The 15,942-nt window shown below is 73.7% G+C and carries 15 protein-coding genes and 1 tRNA gene; 8 read left to right on the top strand and 8 right to left on the bottom strand.

The window, feature by feature from the left end:
* Positions 1-22 precede the first annotated feature (22 nt).
* The 3 genes from KSE_RS18595 (at position 23) to KSE_RS18585 (ending at position 1,786) form a co-directional block, all read left to right on the top strand.
* Positions 23-445: a MarR family winged helix-turn-helix transcriptional regulator gene (locus KSE_RS18595; RefSeq protein WP_014136873.1), complete on the top strand. Its 423-nt coding sequence runs from the start codon at positions 23-25 to the stop codon at positions 443-445.
* 25 nt (positions 446-470) lie between these two features.
* Entirely contained in the window at positions 471-905 is a 435-nt protein-coding gene (locus KSE_RS18590; protein WP_014136872.1) for a PPOX class F420-dependent oxidoreductase, read from the top strand.
* An 83-nt stretch (positions 906-988) separates the two neighbouring features.
* Complete coding sequence (locus KSE_RS18585) at positions 989-1,786, top strand: MerR family transcriptional regulator (protein ID WP_014136871.1); 798 nt, start codon at positions 989-991, stop codon at positions 1,784-1,786.
* A 119-nt stretch (positions 1,787-1,905) separates the two neighbouring features.
* Here KSE_RS18585 and KSE_RS18580 read toward each other — a convergent pair whose 3' ends face one another.
* From KSE_RS18580 to KSE_RS18570, 3 genes are all read right to left on the bottom strand, one after another.
* Positions 1,906-2,922, bottom strand: a complete 1,017-nt coding sequence (locus KSE_RS18580) for a helix-turn-helix domain-containing protein (RefSeq protein ID WP_014136870.1) — start codon at positions 2,920-2,922, stop codon at positions 1,906-1,908.
* Between the two features lie 406 nt (positions 2,923-3,328).
* Complete coding sequence (locus KSE_RS18575; RefSeq protein WP_014136869.1) at positions 3,329-4,822, bottom strand: aminopeptidase P family protein; 1,494 nt, start codon at positions 4,820-4,822, stop codon at positions 3,329-3,331.
* 135 nt (positions 4,823-4,957) lie between these two features.
* The gene (locus KSE_RS18570) at positions 4,958-6,517 is read right to left on the bottom strand and encodes a PP2C family protein-serine/threonine phosphatase (protein WP_014136868.1); all 1,560 of its coding nucleotides are present in this window, start codon (positions 6,515-6,517) and stop codon (positions 4,958-4,960) included.
* Between the two features lie 393 nt (positions 6,518-6,910).
* Here KSE_RS18570 and KSE_RS18565 point away from each other — a divergent pair, with 393 nt between their 5' ends.
* Entirely contained in the window at positions 6,911-7,573 is a 663-nt protein-coding gene (locus tag KSE_RS18565) for a bifunctional DNA primase/polymerase (RefSeq protein WP_014136867.1), read from the top strand.
* 206 nt (positions 7,574-7,779) lie between these two features.
* Here KSE_RS18565 and KSE_RS18560 read toward each other — a convergent pair whose 3' ends face one another.
* The 4 genes from KSE_RS18560 to KSE_RS18545 all read right to left on the bottom strand — a co-directional run bounded on the left by KSE_RS18560 (position 7,780) and on the right by KSE_RS18545 (position 11,870).
* A complete protein-coding gene (locus tag KSE_RS18560; RefSeq protein ID WP_014136866.1) occupies positions 7,780-8,757 on the bottom strand; it encodes a DUF5926 family protein in 978 nt (325 codons plus the stop codon).
* A gap of 77 nt (positions 8,758-8,834) precedes the next feature.
* Positions 8,835-9,350, bottom strand: a complete 516-nt coding sequence (locus tag KSE_RS42195) for an ATP-binding protein (protein WP_202523935.1) — start codon at positions 9,348-9,350, stop codon at positions 8,835-8,837.
* Positions 9,351-9,608: 258 nt separating this feature from the next.
* The gene (locus tag KSE_RS18550) at positions 9,609-10,409 is read right to left on the bottom strand and encodes a glycerophosphodiester phosphodiesterase (RefSeq protein WP_014136864.1); all 801 of its coding nucleotides are present in this window, start codon (positions 10,407-10,409) and stop codon (positions 9,609-9,611) included.
* A gap of 78 nt (positions 10,410-10,487) precedes the next feature.
* The gene (locus KSE_RS18545) at positions 10,488-11,870 is read right to left on the bottom strand and encodes a purine-cytosine permease family protein (RefSeq protein ID WP_014136863.1); all 1,383 of its coding nucleotides are present in this window, start codon (positions 11,868-11,870) and stop codon (positions 10,488-10,490) included.
* A 384-nt stretch (positions 11,871-12,254) separates the two neighbouring features.
* On the opposite strand from KSE_RS18545, the gene KSE_RS18540 reads away from it, so the two are divergent.
* From KSE_RS18540 to KSE_RS18525, 4 genes are all read left to right on the top strand, one after another.
* On the top strand, positions 12,255-13,955 hold the full coding sequence (locus tag KSE_RS18540) for a S1C family serine protease (protein ID WP_014136862.1): 1,701 nt from the start codon (positions 12,255-12,257) through the stop codon (positions 13,953-13,955).
* Between the two features lie 58 nt (positions 13,956-14,013).
* Positions 14,014-14,099, top strand: a tRNA-Ser gene (locus KSE_RS18535).
* Positions 14,100-14,351: 252 nt separating this feature from the next.
* Positions 14,352-15,107, top strand: a complete 756-nt coding sequence (locus KSE_RS18530) for a GAF domain-containing protein (protein ID WP_033258828.1) — start codon at positions 14,352-14,354, stop codon at positions 15,105-15,107.
* A gap of 18 nt (positions 15,108-15,125) precedes the next feature.
* The gene (locus KSE_RS18525) at positions 15,126-15,578 is read left to right on the top strand and encodes a hypothetical protein (protein WP_033258827.1); all 453 of its coding nucleotides are present in this window, start codon (positions 15,126-15,128) and stop codon (positions 15,576-15,578) included.
* A gap of 108 nt (positions 15,579-15,686) precedes the next feature.
* Here the strand turns inward: KSE_RS18525 and KSE_RS18520 are convergent, their stop codons facing one another.
* Positions 15,687-15,923, bottom strand: coding sequence for a hypothetical protein (locus KSE_RS18520; RefSeq protein WP_014136860.1), 237 nt, complete (start codon positions 15,921-15,923; stop codon positions 15,687-15,689).
* Between the last annotated feature and the right edge of the window lie 19 nt (positions 15,924-15,942).

Here is a 15,942-nt window from a genome sequence, read left to right as displayed (position 1 = left end):
GCACGACGAAGGAGCCACCGCCATGCCCGACCGCGACGCCGCGCTGGAGACCATCCAGCGCGAGCTCACCGCGTTCGCCCGCCGGGCCCGCCACAAGGCAGCCCAGCTGCACCCCGAGCTCTCGCTGGTCACGTACAGCATGCTCGACCTGGTCAAGGAGCGCGGTTCCTGCCGGGCCGCCGACCTGGCGGCGCACTTCATGCTCGACAAGTCGACCGTCAGCCGGCAGGTCGGCGCGCTGGAACGGCTCGGGCTGCTCGGCCGCAAGGCCGACCCGGACGACCAGCGCGGCCAGCTGCTGCACCTGACGGACGCCGGGGAGCAGCTCCTCGCGGAGGCGTACGAGCAGCGCCGGCGGGCCTTCACCGACCGCTTCACCTCGTGGGGCGACGAGGACCTGGACCGGTTCGCCGCCTATCTGGTCCGCTACGGCGAGTCCGAGTAGGCGCGGGGGCGGGGCAGTCGCGAGGATGGCGGCCATGCCCACGATGACCGAGCCCGAGTGGCGCGCCTTCCTCGCCCACGGCACCCGAACCGGAAAACTCGCCACCACCCGCGCCGACGGCCGCCCGCACGTCGCCCCGGTCTGGTTCCTGCTGGACGGCGGCGACCTGGTCTTCAACACCGGCCGGGACACCGTCAAGGGCCGCACCCTGCGGCGCGACGGCCGGGCCGCGCTGTGCGTGGACGACGACCGGCCGCCGTTCGCCTTCGTGCTGGTCGAGGGGGTGGCCGCGGTCAGCGAGGAGCTCGCCGAGGTCCGGCACTGGGCGGGCCGGATCGCCGCCCGCTACATGGGCGAGGACCGCGCCGAGGAGTACGCGGCCCGCAACGGCGTCCCCGGCGAACTGCTGGTCCGGCTGCGGATCGACAAGGTCATCGCCCAGGGCGGCGTCGCCGACTGAACCCCCGCCCGCCGCCACCGGCTTGACCCTCACGCCGCGTGAGCCCCCAGGCTGGTCGCGGCGAACGGGAAGGAGGGAACGCGATGGACGACGGGGACCACGACCCGGGCTACACGGTCGGCCGGCTCGCCGGGATCGCCAAGGTCACGGTGCGCACCCTGCACCACTACGACGAGATCGGCCTGCTGTCGCCCGGCGGCCGCACCCCGGCCGGCTACCGGCGCTACGGCGAGGCCGAACTGGACCGGCTGCAGCAGATCCTGTTCTACCGCGAACTCGGCTTCCCGCTGGAGGAGATCGCGGCGATCCTGGACGACCGGACGGTCGGCCCGAGCGAGCACCTGCGCCGGCAGCGCGAGCTGATCGGCGACCGGATCCGCAAGCTGGAGGAACTCGCCGCGGCAGTCGAACGAGCGATGGAGGCGAGGACCTTGGGGATCCAGTTGACCCCGGAGGAGAAGTTCGAGGTGTTCGGCGCGGACTACCAGGAGGACTGGGAGGACGAGGCCCAGCAGCGCTGGGGCGAGACCGCCGCCTGGCAGCAGTCCCGGCAGCGCACCGCCCGCTACACCAAGGCGGACTGGGAGCGGATCAAGACCGAGGCCGACGCCGTCAACGACGCCCTGGTGGCGGCGTACACGGCCGGCGCGGCCCCGGACGGCGAGTCGGCCGCGGCCGCGGTCGAGCGGCACCGCGAGCACATCGGCCTGAACTTCTACGACTGCGGCCCGCGGATGCACCGCTGCCTCGGCGACATGTACGTCGCCGACCCGCGGTTCACCGAGACGTACGAGAAGCTCGCGCCGGGCCTGGCACAGTGGCTGCGCGACGCGATCCACGCCAACGCGGACCGGCTGGAGCGCGGCGGCGAGCAGGGCTGACGACCCGCCGGACGGCCCGGCCCGACGGGGGGCCGGGCCGTCCGGCGCCCGCTTCCCGGCGCGGCGCCCGCTTCCCGGCGCGGCGCCCGCTTCCCGTCCGGCCCGGCTGCGTGCCCCGGCTACGCGGCCCGGCCGAAGGTGCGCCGGTAGGCGGTCGGCGAGGTGCGCATGGTGCGGCCGAAGTGGTGCCGGAAGGTCGCGGCCGACTCGAAGCCCACCGCGGCGGCGATCTCCTCGACGCTGCCCTCCGGCGATTCCAGCAGCGGCAGGCTGGCCGCGATGCGCTGGATCGCCACCCAGCGCATCGGGCTGACCCCGTTGCGGGCGGTGAAGTGCCGCAGGTAGGAGCGGTCGGACATGCCGGCCGCCCGGGCCAGCAGCGGCACGGTCAGCGGCCGGGCGAGCTGGTCCAGCGCCCAGCGCATCGACCGGGCCACCCCGTCCTCCGGCTCCTCGACCGGCCGGACCGCGGCCTGGATGAACTGGGCCTGCCCGCCGTCCCGGTGCGGCGGGACGACGAAGCGGCGGGCGACGGTGTTGGCGACCTTGGCGCCGTGGTCCTGCCGGACCAGGTGCAGGCACAGGTCGATGCCGGCGGCGCTGCCCGCGCTGGTCAGCACCTGCCCGTTGTCGACGTACAGCACGTCCGGGTCGACCCGGACCTCCGGGTGGCGGCGGCCCAGCTCCGCCGCGTACCGCCAGTGCGTGGTCGCGGGCAGGCCGTCCAGCAGTCCGGCGGCGGCCAGCGCGAAGGCGCCGGAGCAGATCGACACCATCCGGGCGCCGCGGGAGTGCGCGGTGCGCAGCGCGGCGGTCACGGCGGGCGGGACCTCGCCGTACGGGTCGGGGACCCCGGCGACCACGACGGTGTCGGCGGCGGCCAGTTCCTCCAGCCCGTGCCGGGGGGTCAGCGAGAACCCGCCGACCACCTCCAGCGGGTGCCCGGGCCGCTCGGCGCAGACCCGGACGTCGTACCAGGGGGCGGCCAGCAGCCCGGCGAGCTCGGGCCGGGCCAGCGCGAACACCTCGACCACCACGCCGAGTTCGAACGGGGCCATGCCCGCGAAGGCGTACACGGCGACGGTGTGCACCGGCGGCGGGCGCTTGCCGATGGTGAGGGGTACGGGCTCGGGCATCTGGTGCTCCCGGGGGCGGCCGTCGGCGGGGGTTCGCGTCGAGTCTAGTGCGGGCGGCGGGACGGGCGGCGGGAGCGGCCGACCGGTGGGCCGCGGGTGGACGGGTGCGCACGGACCGCGGCGGAGGCTGATCGGACGGGCCCGGACGGCGGCGGAAAACCTTTGGAACCGGGGGACAACCACCCGGGAAGATGGGGCGTCACCATAGGGGGCCGGTGCGGCCGTTCCCGATCCCCCGCTTCCACCACCACGTTCGGAGAGCTTCAGATGTCCACGTCGAATTGTGTCCGTTATGCGAAGAGTATCCCGGTCTGCTCGGCCTGTTCGGGCTGGGGGCGGCGCCACTGAGCGCGCCGGAGCCCCCGCCGGGCGGGCCGGACGGGGGCTCCGTGGAGAGCGCGGCGGGTCAGGCGGTGAGCCCGGCCATCCAGGACTCGACCTCGTCGGCCCGGCGGGGCAGGCCCGCGGACAGGTTCTCGTTGCCGTCGGCGGTGACCAGGATGTCGTCCTCGATCCGGACGCCGATGCCCCGGTACTCCTCCGGCACGGTCAGGTCGTCGGCCTGGAAGTACAGGCCGGGCTCGACGGTCAGCACCATGCCGGGCTCCAGCAGCGCGTCCACGTACTGCTCGCGGCGGGCGTGCGCGCAGTCGTGCACGTCGAGGCCGAGCATGTGGCCGGTGCCGTGCAGGGTCCAGCGGCGCTGCAGGCCGAGCTCCAGGACCTTCTCCAGGTCGTACACCGAGGCGTCGATCAGGCCCCACTCCAGCAGGCGCGCGGCGAGCACCCGCTGCGCGGCGTCGTGGAAGTCGCGGAACCGCCCGCCCGGCCGGACCGCGGCGATGCCGGCCTCCTGGGCGTCGTACACCGCGTCGTAGATCCTGCGCTGCAGCGGGTCGAAGATGCCGTTGACCGGCAGCGTGCGGGTGACGTCGGCGGTGTAGAGGGTGTGGGTCTCCACGCCCGCGTCCAGCAGCAGCAGCTCGCCGGGGCGGACGTCGCCGTCGTTGCGGACCCAGTGCAGGGTGGTGGCGTGCGGGCCGGCCGCGGCGATGGTGCCGTAGCCGACGTCGTTGCCCTCGACCCGGGCGCGGCGCCAGAAGGTGCCCTCGATCCAGCGCTCGGAGCTGGCGACGGCCCGGTCCAGCTCGCGCACCACGTCGGTGAAGCCCTTGACGGTGGCGTCGCAGGCGGCGCGCAGCTCGCCGACCTCCCACGCGTCCTTGACCAGGCGCAGCCCGGACAGGAACACCTTCAGCTCGTCGTCCCTCTCCTCGTCGAGCTGCTCGGCGAGGGCGGCCTCCAGGCCGGCGTCGTAGCCGCGGACGATCCGGGTCGGGACGGTGGCGGCGGCCAGCTCCTCGGCGGCCTTGCGGACGTCCCGCACCGGCAGGCCGTACAGCTGCTCGGACTCGGCCAGCGAGTAGCGGCGGCCGACCCACAGCTCGCCCTGGCCGCTCAGCCAGAACTCGCCGTTCTCCCGGTCGGAGCGCGGCAGCAGGTACAGCGCGAAGTCGTGGCCGCCGTCGACCGGCTCGCCGACCAGGACGGCGTCCTCGGTCCGGTTGCCGGTCAGGTGGACGTACTCGCTGGCGGCCCGGAACGCGTACTCGGTGTCGTTGGCGCGGGTGCGCAGGTTGCCCGCGGGCACCACCAGGCGCTCGCCGGGGAACGCGGCCGACAGCCGGGCGCGGCGCTCGGCCGCGTACGGGGCCTGGACGTCCGGCTCCAGGCCGTGCAGCTCGGTGTCGGCCCAGCCGGCCCGCATGGACGCGGCGAGCTCGTCCGAGATCTCGCCGTACAGGCCGTTCTTGCGGCTCTTGACCGGCTTCTCGGCCTCCTCGCCCTCGACGGAACCCTCGGGGTTCTCGGCCACCGCCGGGCTGCGGTCCTCGGTCACTACGTCGCCTCCTCGCGCGCGCTACCGCCCGCCCGTCCCCGGATCGCGGGGCGTGCGGGCGGATGTCGCCCCCATGGTACGTAGACCCGTTCGAGCGGAGGAAGGGCGTCCGCTATCCGATCGCGGCCGTCCGGGTCACTCGAAGCGGGCCGCCAGCAGCACCAGGTCGTCCACGCCCGGCTCGCCGCCGCCGGCCTGCTCCAGCAGGTGGGCGCAGAGCCGCTCGGGGTCGAGCCGGACGTCCCGCGGGGCGTCGGCGGCGGCCCGGCGCAGCGCGCTCTGCCCGGCGTGCAGGCTCGGGGCGAAGCGGCGGGCCAGGCCCTCGGTGTACAGCACCAGCACGTCGCCGCGCTCGGCGGTCAGCTCCACGCCGGGCGCCTCCCAGCAGCTGAGCATGCCGAGCGGGGCGGAGAGCGAGGTCTCCACGAAGTTCGCGCCGTAGCGGGTGAGCAGCACCGGCGGGCAGTTCGCGGCGCCGGCCAGCGCGATCCGGCGCTCGGCCGGGTCGACGCAGGCGTAGACGGCGGTCGCGGAGCGGGTCGGCTCGGTGGTCTTCAGCAGCAGTTCGAGGTCGCCGAGCACCGAGACCGGGTCCTCGCCCTCCAGCACCGCGTAGGCGCGCAGCGCGGCCCGCACCCGGCCCATCGCGGCGGCCGCGCCGACCCCCGCGCCCGGCCCGGCGCTCGGGCCGCCGCCGAGCACGCTGCCCACGGTCAGGCCCATGGTGTCGTCGGGCAGCGCGATCGCGTCGTACCAGTCGCTGCCGGCGGCCCGCTCCAGCACGGCGGGGACGCAGCGGGCGGCGACCTTCAGGCCGGGACGGGTCGGCAGGTGGTCGGGCAGCAGCGCGCGGCGCAGCGTCTCGGCGGCCCGCACCGCCCGGTCCGCGGCCAGCTGCCGGTCCACCAGCGGGGCGGCGAACTCGCAGTAGCGGCGGACGAGTTGCTCGCGGCGCTCGTCCGGGCTGCCGGGCTCGTCGTAGAACCAGGCGGCGGCGCCGAGCGGCTGCCCGTCGGCGGCGGTCAGCGGCAGCGCGTAGCAGGCGCCGAGGCCGAGCTGGGCGGCGACCTCGCGGAAGCGCGGGCCGACGGCGGGGTCGGCGGCCAGGTCGGCGATCAGCAGCCGGCCCTCGGGGCCGGGCCGGCCGAGCAGCCCGGCGAACGGGCCGTGCTCGACCGGGACGGTCTCCAGCGCGCCGAGCATCGCCCGGTCCAGTCCGAGCCCGACCGGGCGGGACGGCGAGCGGTCCGGGTCGGCGCCGCGGTCGGCGGAGCGCTCGGTGCCCCGGCCGGCGGAGTGGCCCGCGGAGTGGCCGGCGGTGCGGTCGGGGGCGTGGCCGGGGGAGAGCGTCACCACCAGGCCGCGGCGGGCGCCGAGCAGGGCCGCGCCGGAGTCCAGCAGCGCGTCCAGGGTGCCGGGCAGGCCGTCGGCGCGGGCCAGCAGCTCCAGGTGCTCCTGGAGGCTGGTGAAATCGGACAGCCATCCGGCCAAACGGTCCTGCAGGTCGGCCCCGGGGCCCTCGCCGAGCTCCGGCAGCAGCGCGGCCAGCGGATCCGCCAGCGGGTCGGCCAGCGGATCCGCGCACCGGTCCGGCGGCAGCGCCGGACCGGCCTCCGGCGCCGCCGGGGCGCTGGTGCAGGCCGCCGGGGCGGTGGCCGCCGGGGCGGCGGACGTCAACGGGTGGACGTCGGTCATGTCGCAACTCCCCACAATCCGGAACGTGTCACGCAAGACCACCGAGACCGACCGAAACGATGTCTTTACTCACTACTCGGCATGTTTCCCCCACTTGTACACAGGCCGATCGGGGCATGTCCAGGAGTGTGGCGGCCGAACGTGCCAGGGATCGTATGCGCAGGCCGCCGGGGCGCCAGTCGGGGCGGCGCGGGCTCACTCGTACGGTGGAACCGGGGCCCGCCCGGCCGCGTCCATCCGGACGTATGGGGGATTCTCGTTCCAGCGGCGGGTAGCCGAGACGCACACGCACCGCCAGGCACCGCCCGCACCCCGACCACGCCGATCCGAACGATCAGACGATCGCACCGACCGTGCCGTGCGCCCCTTGGACGCGGAAAGGAACGAGCCGCCATGCGCCCATCCCGCCGAGAGCAGCTGCCGGAGCGCGTCGGCCGGTGGTGGCCGGGCCGCCGGAGTCGTTCGCTGGCCCTCGCCGCTGCCCTGGAGGCCGCCGTCGGGTGCGGCTGGCCGGTCCTGCCGGGGGCGCGGGCGCTGCGCGGCGCGGACGGGCCCTGCTCGTGCGCCGACCGGTCCTGCGCGCTGCCCGGCGGGCACCCGCACGACCCGCCGCTGGAGGCGGCCACCACCGACCCGCGGATGGTGCGCTGGTGGTGGGAGCGGCGCGCGCCGGGCGCCCCGGTGCTGGCGGCCACCGGGCGGGCGCTGGGCGCGGTGAGCCTGCCGCGGCCGGCCGGGCCGTGGCTGCTGCGGCACCTGGAGGAGATCGGCGTCCCGTACGGCCCGGTGCTGGGCACGCCGGGCCGGTTCGTGCTGCTGACCGCGCCGTACACGCTGCCGGAGCTGGGCGGGCTGCTGGCCGAACGGCCTTGGGTGCCTGGGGTGTTGCGCTACCACGGGCCGGGCGGCTACCTGGTGCTGCCGCCGTCCCGGACGGCGGCGGGCCCGGTGCACTGGGTGCGCCGGCCAGAGCCGGGGCGGCCCTGGCTGCCGGAGGTCGGGACGTTGCTGGGCGGGCTGATCACGGCCAGCGCGGTGGCGCTGCCGCAGCGCTGAGCGGGCCCGCCGGACTGTCTTGATGATGTGCAGTCAGATAGGCTGCCCGGAGCGCGAAAAAGTCCGACCGCTGGCGACGGGGGATGCACCAGCGGTCGGACCTTTCAAACAGTAACAAAGATCCGGCTCCGCGCCAATTTGTCCAGGTGGAAAGGGCGTTGAAGGAGCCGGAAATGTGACTCAACTCACTCGGCGGACGATTGCGCTCAGTTCAGGGTGATCTGACGGCTCACCAGGTTGGCCCGGGCCCGGCGCTCCTCCGCGGTCAGCGGGGCGGGTGCGGCCAGCACCTCGGCCAGCTTCGCGGCGAACTCCACGGCGGGCTTCTCCACCTCGGCGGCGGTCATGTCCACCGGCAGGTCCCACACCGGGACGGTCAGGCCGTGCGCCCGGAACGAGCCGACCAGCTTGGTGCCCTCGCCCAGCGAGCTCTCGCCGGCCGCCGACAGCCGGGCCAGCGCGTCCAGCAGCTGCTCCTCGGGGACGGTCATCACCCAGCGCAGGTGGTTCTTGTCCGGGGTGCCGCACCAGTACGCGGAGTCCACGCCGGCCAGCTTCTCGGTCGGGATCGCCGAGGCGTTGGCCCGCTCCAGCGAGGCCGCGACCTCGCCGGCCGCCGTCTCGGCGTCCTCCAGCCAGAACTCGAAGCCGGTGTGCACCGCGGGCTCGAACGCGGCCGTGGTGTCCAGCAGTTCCTGCAGCCGGCGGCCGCCCGGGTTGGTCCGGCGGGCCGGCACCGGGGTGCCCGGCTCGGTGGCCAGCGCCAGCTCCAGCGCGTCCGCCAGGTCACGGCTCAGGTCGCCCGAGGAGGACTGCGTCTGCAGGCCCAGCAGGATCGACCCGTCCGCCCGGCGCAGCGCCGGCCAGGCCAGCGGCAGCACGGTCGCCAGCGTCACCGAGGGCACCTCGCCGACGGCCTGCTCGGCCACCCCGGCGGCCAGCGCCAGCGGCACCGTCGCGGCCGGGACCAGCTCGCGCAGCGCGACCCAGTCGGCCTCGCCCGGCAGGCCCTCGAACGGGCGGTGCACCAACTCCTGCACCGCGTGCGCGGCCTGACGGCCGTGGCACGCCTTGTAGCGGCGGCCGGAGCCGCACGGGCACGCCTCGCGCGCCCCGACGACGGGGACCTCGCCCTCGACGGCGGTGGACTGGCTGGGCTGCTTCTTCGCGGCCTTCTTGGCCATGGTGCGGCTCTCCCGGGGAGGTCGGACGGTTGCACCGGGCAGCCTACTTCGCCCGCGCCGCCCGGCCCCGGCCGCGCTCAGGCGCTGCGCCGCCGCCCGCCCCCCGCGACCTGCCCGAACGCGGACAGCTCGGCCCAGACCGTCACCTGACCGGGTGCGTGCCGCACCCCCCAGTCCTGCGCCAGCTCGCCCACGATGCTCAGCCCCCGGCCGCCGTGCGCCGTCACCGACGGCCGGGCCGGGACGGGACGGGTGCTGGCGCCGCCGTCCGTCACCTCCAGGGTCAGCAGGCCGTCGCCGCGCATCCGCCAACTCACCAGCACGGTGCCGGCGTCGTCGTCGCCGTCGCCACCGTCGCCGTGCTGCTCGCCGGCCGGGCCCACCGCGCGCAGCGGTCTCGCGTGCCGACAGGAATTGCTGAGCAGTTCGGAGAGGATCAACACCGCGTCGTCAATCACCGCTTCCGGGATCGACCGGTCACCGAGATCGCCGCGCAGCCTGCGCCGCGCGGTCGAAACGCTGGCCGGCCCGTGCGGAACCGCCATGGCCGATGAGGTCGACCCGGCCTGAACTGGCACAGCTCGCGCCACCATCAACGCCACCCCCGGACCTCCTTCAGCTTCTGCCGAGGGATGGATGCCCGCCGGTAATGCGTCGGAAACGGGCGTTCGACGATCCGATGGACGCATTAACGGCGTCCGTACGGACAGTGGGCAAAAGGTGAGCCGGGTCTCACGTTCCGTTGTGGCGGGCGACGGGAAACCCGGCCGGAAATACCCCGTTCGGTATTTCTGTCGCCTGATTGGATGGTTTCACCACCCGATCCGCCGTCCGATCAGCGGCTCGGCGGCTCAGCGGCCGAGCCGGGCCAGCACCTCGGCCGGGCGGTTGGTGATCAGCGCCTCCACGCCCAGCTCCAGGCAGAGTTCGACGTCCTCCGGGCGGTCCACCGTCCACACGTGCACCCGGTGCCCGGCCCGGCGCAGCGCCGTCACCAGGCCCGGGTCGCGGCGCACCAGGTCGATGCCCGGGCCGGCGATCGCGGCGCCGCCCGGCAGCGACCTGGTCCGGCCGAGCACCGGCAGCCGGCGCTCCCACAGGTACACCCGGGGCACCGCCGGGGCGGCCCGCCGGACGCGGTGCAGGGCCAGCTCGGAGAAGCTCATCACCCGCACCGCGGACTCCTCGGGGGCGGCCGGCAGCAGCCCGAACCGGCCCAGCGCGCGCAGCAGTTCGGCCTCCACCCGGCCCGCGTACCGCACCGGGTGCTTGGTCTCGATCGCCAGCTCCACCCGGCGCCCGGCGTCCGCGACCAGCTCCAGCAGCCGCTCCAGGGTCAGCACCGAGCCGGGCCGGGGCGCCCCGGGGTGCTTCCAGGAGCCGAAGTCCAGCGCGGACAGCTGCGCCAGCGTCATCGACGACACCGTGCCCCGCCCGTCCGAGGTGCGGGCCACCGTGCGGTCGTGCACGCACACCAAGTGCCCGTCGGCGGTGACCCGGACGTCGCACTCCAGCCCGTCCGCACCCTCCTCCAGCGCCCGCCGGTACGCCTCCTCGGTGTGCTCCGGCAGCGCCGCCGAGGAGCCCCGGTGGGCGATCACCTTCACCGCCGAGCGGTCCGCGCGCCCGTTCGCGCCGTACGTGGTGTCCACGCCGCCCACCGTACGCGGCGCCCGCCGGCCGCCGTCCCCCGGCACGGCGACGGGCGGGTGAACAACAGGCCCTCAGCCTCAGCCGGCCCGGTCCGCCTTCGGCCGCTCCAGCGCGGTCACCGCGAGGGTGACCAGCGCGGCGACCAGGAACGAGAACAGCGAGGCCGAGGTCCAGGCCCGCGGCTCGAAGTGCAGCGCCCGCCGGAGGCCCTCCCAGATCCCGGTCCACCAGCCGCCGATCCTCGACGGGGCGAGCAGCTGGTACACCGCGAAGCCCACCGCCCACGGCAGCAGCATCACCCAGCGCGCCGGGGCGTCCTGCCCCAGGTTCCAGCCGCGCCGGCCCGCGCCCAGGAAGTAGTCCGCGGCCAGCACCGCGAACAGCGGCACGAACACCGAGCCGATCAGGCCCAGGAAGCCGTAGTACGAGTCGGTGAACTCCTTGATCCGCAGCGCCAGCACCGTCACCAGCACGCCGATCCCGGCGGTCAGCACCCGGCGGTCCACCCGCGGCCACAGGTTGTGCACCGACATCGCCGTCGAGTACACGTTCGCGAACGACTGGTCGGTCTCCCGCAGCACCAGCACCAGCAGGAACGCCCAGCCCGCCGCGACGCCGGTGAACGAGTCGAAGATCCGGTTCGGGTCGCCGCCGGACTGCAGCAGCGCCACCACGCCCAGCACGTAGCACCACACCTGGGCCACCGTGTAGCCGGAGAACGTCGCCCAGAACGCCTTCGCCGAGCTGCGCGCGTGCCGGGTGTAGTCCGCGGCCAGTGGCACGAAGGACACCGACACCGCGATCACCGCGTCCGTCGCGCCCAGGAAGCCGTCCCAGTTGCCCGCGCCCGGGTCGGGGAAGCCCTGCCGGGCGAACTGCACCGTGAAGTAGACCATCGCCACGCCCACCGCGACCGCCACGTACTTGCGCAGCACCGCGATCGCGCCCAGCGGCCAGATCGTCAGCACCGTGGTCAGCACGCCCGCCAGCAGCACGAACAGCCACCGCCAGCCCGCCGTGCCCGCCACCGTCTGCGCGCCCCAGGCGACCACCGTCAGCTCGTAGACGCCCCAGCCGACGCACTGCACGATGTTCAGCACCGTCGGCACGTACGACAGCCGGGTGCCGAACAGGCCGCGCAGCACCGCCATCGCCGGCGCGCCGGTGCGGGCACCCACCAGGGCCGCCACCGCCAGCATCGCGGTGCCGATCGCGGTGCCCGCCACGATCGCGGTCACCGCCGCGGTGAAGCCCAGCTCGTGGCCCTGCTCGCCGAGCACCGTCGCGGCGCTGGTGAAGCCGATCAGGCTGACGCCCAGATTGGCCCAGAGCGCGAACAGCGCCCGGAAGTCCAGGGTGCGCGGCGGGGCGGTGTCGAGGGTCAGCGGGGCCTCGGGCCGCGCCCCGGGCCGGGCCTCGGGGGCGAGATCGTTCGTTTGGGCAGACGGAACAGCCGTCATGGCCGATACTCCCTACGCCGGCATTATCCGGACAGGTTCCGGCGGTCAGCGCCCCCTCGCCCGTGGTGGCGTCACCGCCATGCCCTACGGTCGAACCGGCGCACTCTCAGCCTGGCTGGTCCAAGCTCCCGCGACGTTCTTCGGTTTACAGGAGCGACAGGCTAGCCTCCGGGCGGGGGAACGCCAAGACCGGGGGGTCGGGCGTCCGCACCGCGGGACCACTGATGTCCATGTCAGAGCGGCCTAAGGCTTCTCATGATTTATTCAGGGGCCCGCTTACGGTGTCCGAATCCGGCATAGGAAAAACTGTGCCCCGAGGTCCCGCACCGTGCCCCAGCGCCGCGGTTCGCGACCGAAGGTTCTGTTCAGCGATGGAGGTCGTCCGTGAGCACCGAGCACGCGAGTGGTACCACCCCGCCGGAGAAGGCCAACGAGCCGTCCGGCACCGAGGCGGTGGCCGCCGGCTCCGGTACGCCCGCCGCCGCGCCCTCCTACCTGGACGCGCCGCCGCCGGCCGCCCCGGCCCCGGCTCCGGCCCCGGCTCCGGCTCCGGCCGCTCCGGAGGCGCCCGCGGTCGACCAGACCATCCAGCTCGGCAAGGTCCCGTCCGCGCCCGCCGCCGCGCCCTCCTACCTGGACGCGCCGCCGCCGGCCGCCCCGGCCCCGGCCCCGGCCCCGGCTCCGCACCCGTACGGCCGGCCCGACGAGGCGCAGACCGCGATCGCCCCGGCCGTGCCCGCCGCACCCGCCGCGCCCTTCGCGCCCGCCGCGTCCGCTCCGCTCCTCCAGGACGGCGGCCCGGCCGCCCCGCAGCAGCCGCACCACCCGTTCGGCGCCGGCCAGCCGGTCGGCGGCTGGGGCAACCCGTCCGGCGGAGAACTGCCCGGCGGACCGGCCGGCCCCGGCGGCCCCGGCTCCCCCTGGGCCGTCCAGCAGCCCGGCGCGGGCGGCCCCGGCAAGCGCAAGCGCGGCTCGCTGGTCGCCCTGGTCGCGGCCGTCGCCCTGCTCGCGGGCCTGGCCGGCGGCGCGATCGGCGCCTCCGTCACCGACCACCGCAAGGAGAACAGCGCGGGCGGCGCCAACCACAGCTCCACCACCGTCGCGGTCGGCAACACCCACCAGAACCTCGACCGGGCCCCCGAGTCGGTCGCCGGCATCGCCGCGAAGGCCCTGCCGTCCACCGTCACCATCAAGGCCGAGGGCTCCAGCGAGTCCGGCACCGGCACCGGTTTCGTCTTCGACACCGAGGGCCACATCCTGACCAACAACCACGTGGTCGCCCCCGCCGCCAACGGCGGCAAGCTCACCGTCAAGTTCTCCGACGGCTCCTCGTACAGCGCCTCCGTGGTCGGCCGCGCCCAGGGCTACGACGTCGCCGTCGTCCGCCTGGACAACCCGCCGACCGACAAGCTCACCCCGCTGCCGCTCGGCGACTCCGACAAGGTCGCCATCGGCGACGCCACCATCGCCATCGGCGCCCCCTACGGCCTCGAAGGCACCGTCACCACCGGCATCATCTCCGCCAAGGACCGCCCGGTCGCCTCCGGCGACGAGACCGGCGCCCAGGCCTCCTACATGAACGCCCTGCAGACCGACGCCTCGATCAACCCCGGCAACTCCGGCGGCCCGCTCCTCGACGCCTCCGGCTCCGTGATCGGCATCAACTCGGCCATCCAGTCCAACACCAGCGGCAGCGGCCGGGCCGGCTCCATCGGCCTCGGCTTCGCCATCCCGATCAACCAGGCCAAGTGGGTCGCCCAGACCCTCATCAAGGACGGCACCCCCGTCTACGCCATCCTCGGCGTCCTCCGCAACGACAACTACAAGGGCGACGGCGCCCAGATCGCCACCGCCCCCGTCCAGGGCACCCCCGCCGTCACCCCCGGCGGCCCCGCCGACCTCGCCGGCCTCAAGGCCGGCGACGTCATCACCAAGCTCGGCGGCATCGCCATCGACAGCGGCCCCACCCTGGTCAGCGAGATCTGGACCCACAAGCCCGGCGAGAAGGTCGAGATCGAGTACAAGCGCGACGACAAGCCCGCCAAGACCACCGTCACCCTCGGCGAACGCAAGGGCGACAACTGACCGTCCCGAAACGGAGTGCACCTGCACCGCTCCGACCCGTTAGGCTGGCCTCCGCCGAGGAGGGTTGCCCGAGCGGCCTAAGGGACCAGTCTTGAAAACTGTCGTGGCCTCGCGCCACCGTGGGTTCAAATCCCACACCCTCCGCGCAGGTGGCTGAACCACCAGCTCAGGGCGGGTATCGGAGCCTCTCCGATACCCGCCCTGAGTCGTTCCGTGCCGGGCTGTCCCACCGCTGTGCCGCCTCCGGTCAGTGTTCGTGGGCCAGCCGTGGGCCGGGTCTGCCCAACCCACCGCCACCAGTCGAGTGGCCGCCGTGCGCCGCGTAAGTGGAAAAACTTCGGGGTAGTGAGGGACCGGGGTCACGCGTCGCGGAACACCCACGTCACTGGGGGGAACATGTCACCTGAGGTCAAGGACCGCATCATCAATTTCGCTCTCGGTGCGGCTACCATTTTCTTCACCGCTTTCGCCTTCGCTGCCAGTATTTTTGGCGGGAAGGACGGAGGGAATCAGCAGTACTGGATCATGGCTGGCGTGATTGCTTCCGCCCTGGCTGTATATGCCGGTAATACGGAGAAGGTTAGGCTCTCGGCATACCGCGAGAAGATGATGAGGTTGGCGACACGAGCGGAGCGGAACTACGAGAACCTCGTTGCCAACCTTGCCCCTACCGCCGCCCAGGCCGCTGTCATAGCGGACCGCTCGCTTTCGGCGGCCGATCAGAACGTTCGTAGGGGGCGACTCGACCAGTCGATCGTGGTGGGTGTTTCGGAAATTGCCGAAGGAGTGCGGGGAATCTATTACGAGTGGGACGGGAGCAGCGTCTTCACGTTGGTGTCGCAGTGGCCCGCATCGGCGGTTTCAGCGATCAACGGCGGGATGCCCGCCTACGCAGTGCTCGAGTTGGTAGCGAAGGACGGCCAGGTCCTCGTGCGTAAAAATACGGTCTCCCCGTTCAACTGGACGTCGCCGTCCACTCCGGACGAGAGGGTTGCGGCGGTGCAGGTGAAGGTCAACAACAAGGTGATCGGCATCCTGGCCATGGACGGGAAGATGTCGAAGTCCGCCCAGGATCCGGGATTCGCTGCGCGGGACGTCCGAGAGCTTCTGCTCTACGCGGATGTACTCGCAGCCGCCATCGGCGCCAACTGACGACAAGGAAGGCATTCTATGTCCACGCCTGCGGCCCGAGGGCCTAGATTCCGTCGCTTCACCTCCCCGTTCGGTTCTCCTCCTGGGGTCGACTCCGATTCGATTGACCATGATCTGAGTGAGGACGGTTACCGGTGGGACCTCAATTCCGAAAGCGTTCTGCAGAGCCTGCATTCTGCGAACGAGTACATTTCGGCGCGCGGCGATGCGGAACGCCTGGCCGAGATCGAGATGCGTCAACAATTTGCGCGCGTGTACGAGGAACTTCCCGGGGCGCGGAAAGCTCTTTCGTTCGCTGGAGTCGGCGCCGGGGCGGCGGCGGTGTTCCTCGTGGTCGTGGGAACCCTGTGGTTCATTCTGGCGGCTGCCCTGGCGGCGCTTTTCCTGGTGGTTTCCTACTGGTCAGGAAGGGATCTACGGCCAGCGCCGAGCCGCTGGACAGACACGCGGGTCGATGTCGACAGTAGGTGAGCCAGGGAAGGGGCGCCGCCGCGTGACGGATCCCGAACTGGGAAGCCGTGGAGTGGGGCAACGGCTTCTTCGAGTCAGGGTTTGAGGGTCGTGGCGCCCGTCCGCAGCTCAGAACAGCGTCGGCGGCGCGTCGGCGGCCTGCCCTGGTGCTCCGGGCAGGCCGGGTAGCGCGTCCTGCCACAGCACGGCGTCGGTGAGCGGGAGTTGGCGCATGCTGCCGGTGCAGAGGCTGAGTGAGCGGCGGTCGCGCTTGTGGTCGTGGACGATGCCGTAGCCGGCCCGGCGGGTGGGCATGAGGGCGACCGGGCGGTCGCAGTCGGGGCACTGGATCCGGGGTGCGCGCATGGGTCCAGGGTGCCGGAAC

The sequence above is a fragment of the Kitasatospora setae KM-6054 genome (genome assembly GCF_000269985.1).
Classification (GTDB): Bacteria; Actinomycetota; Actinomycetes; order Streptomycetales; family Streptomycetaceae; genus Kitasatospora; species Kitasatospora setae.
Note: the sequence above shows the minus strand (reverse complement) of the source record. Positions and strands in the feature narration are given on the sequence as shown.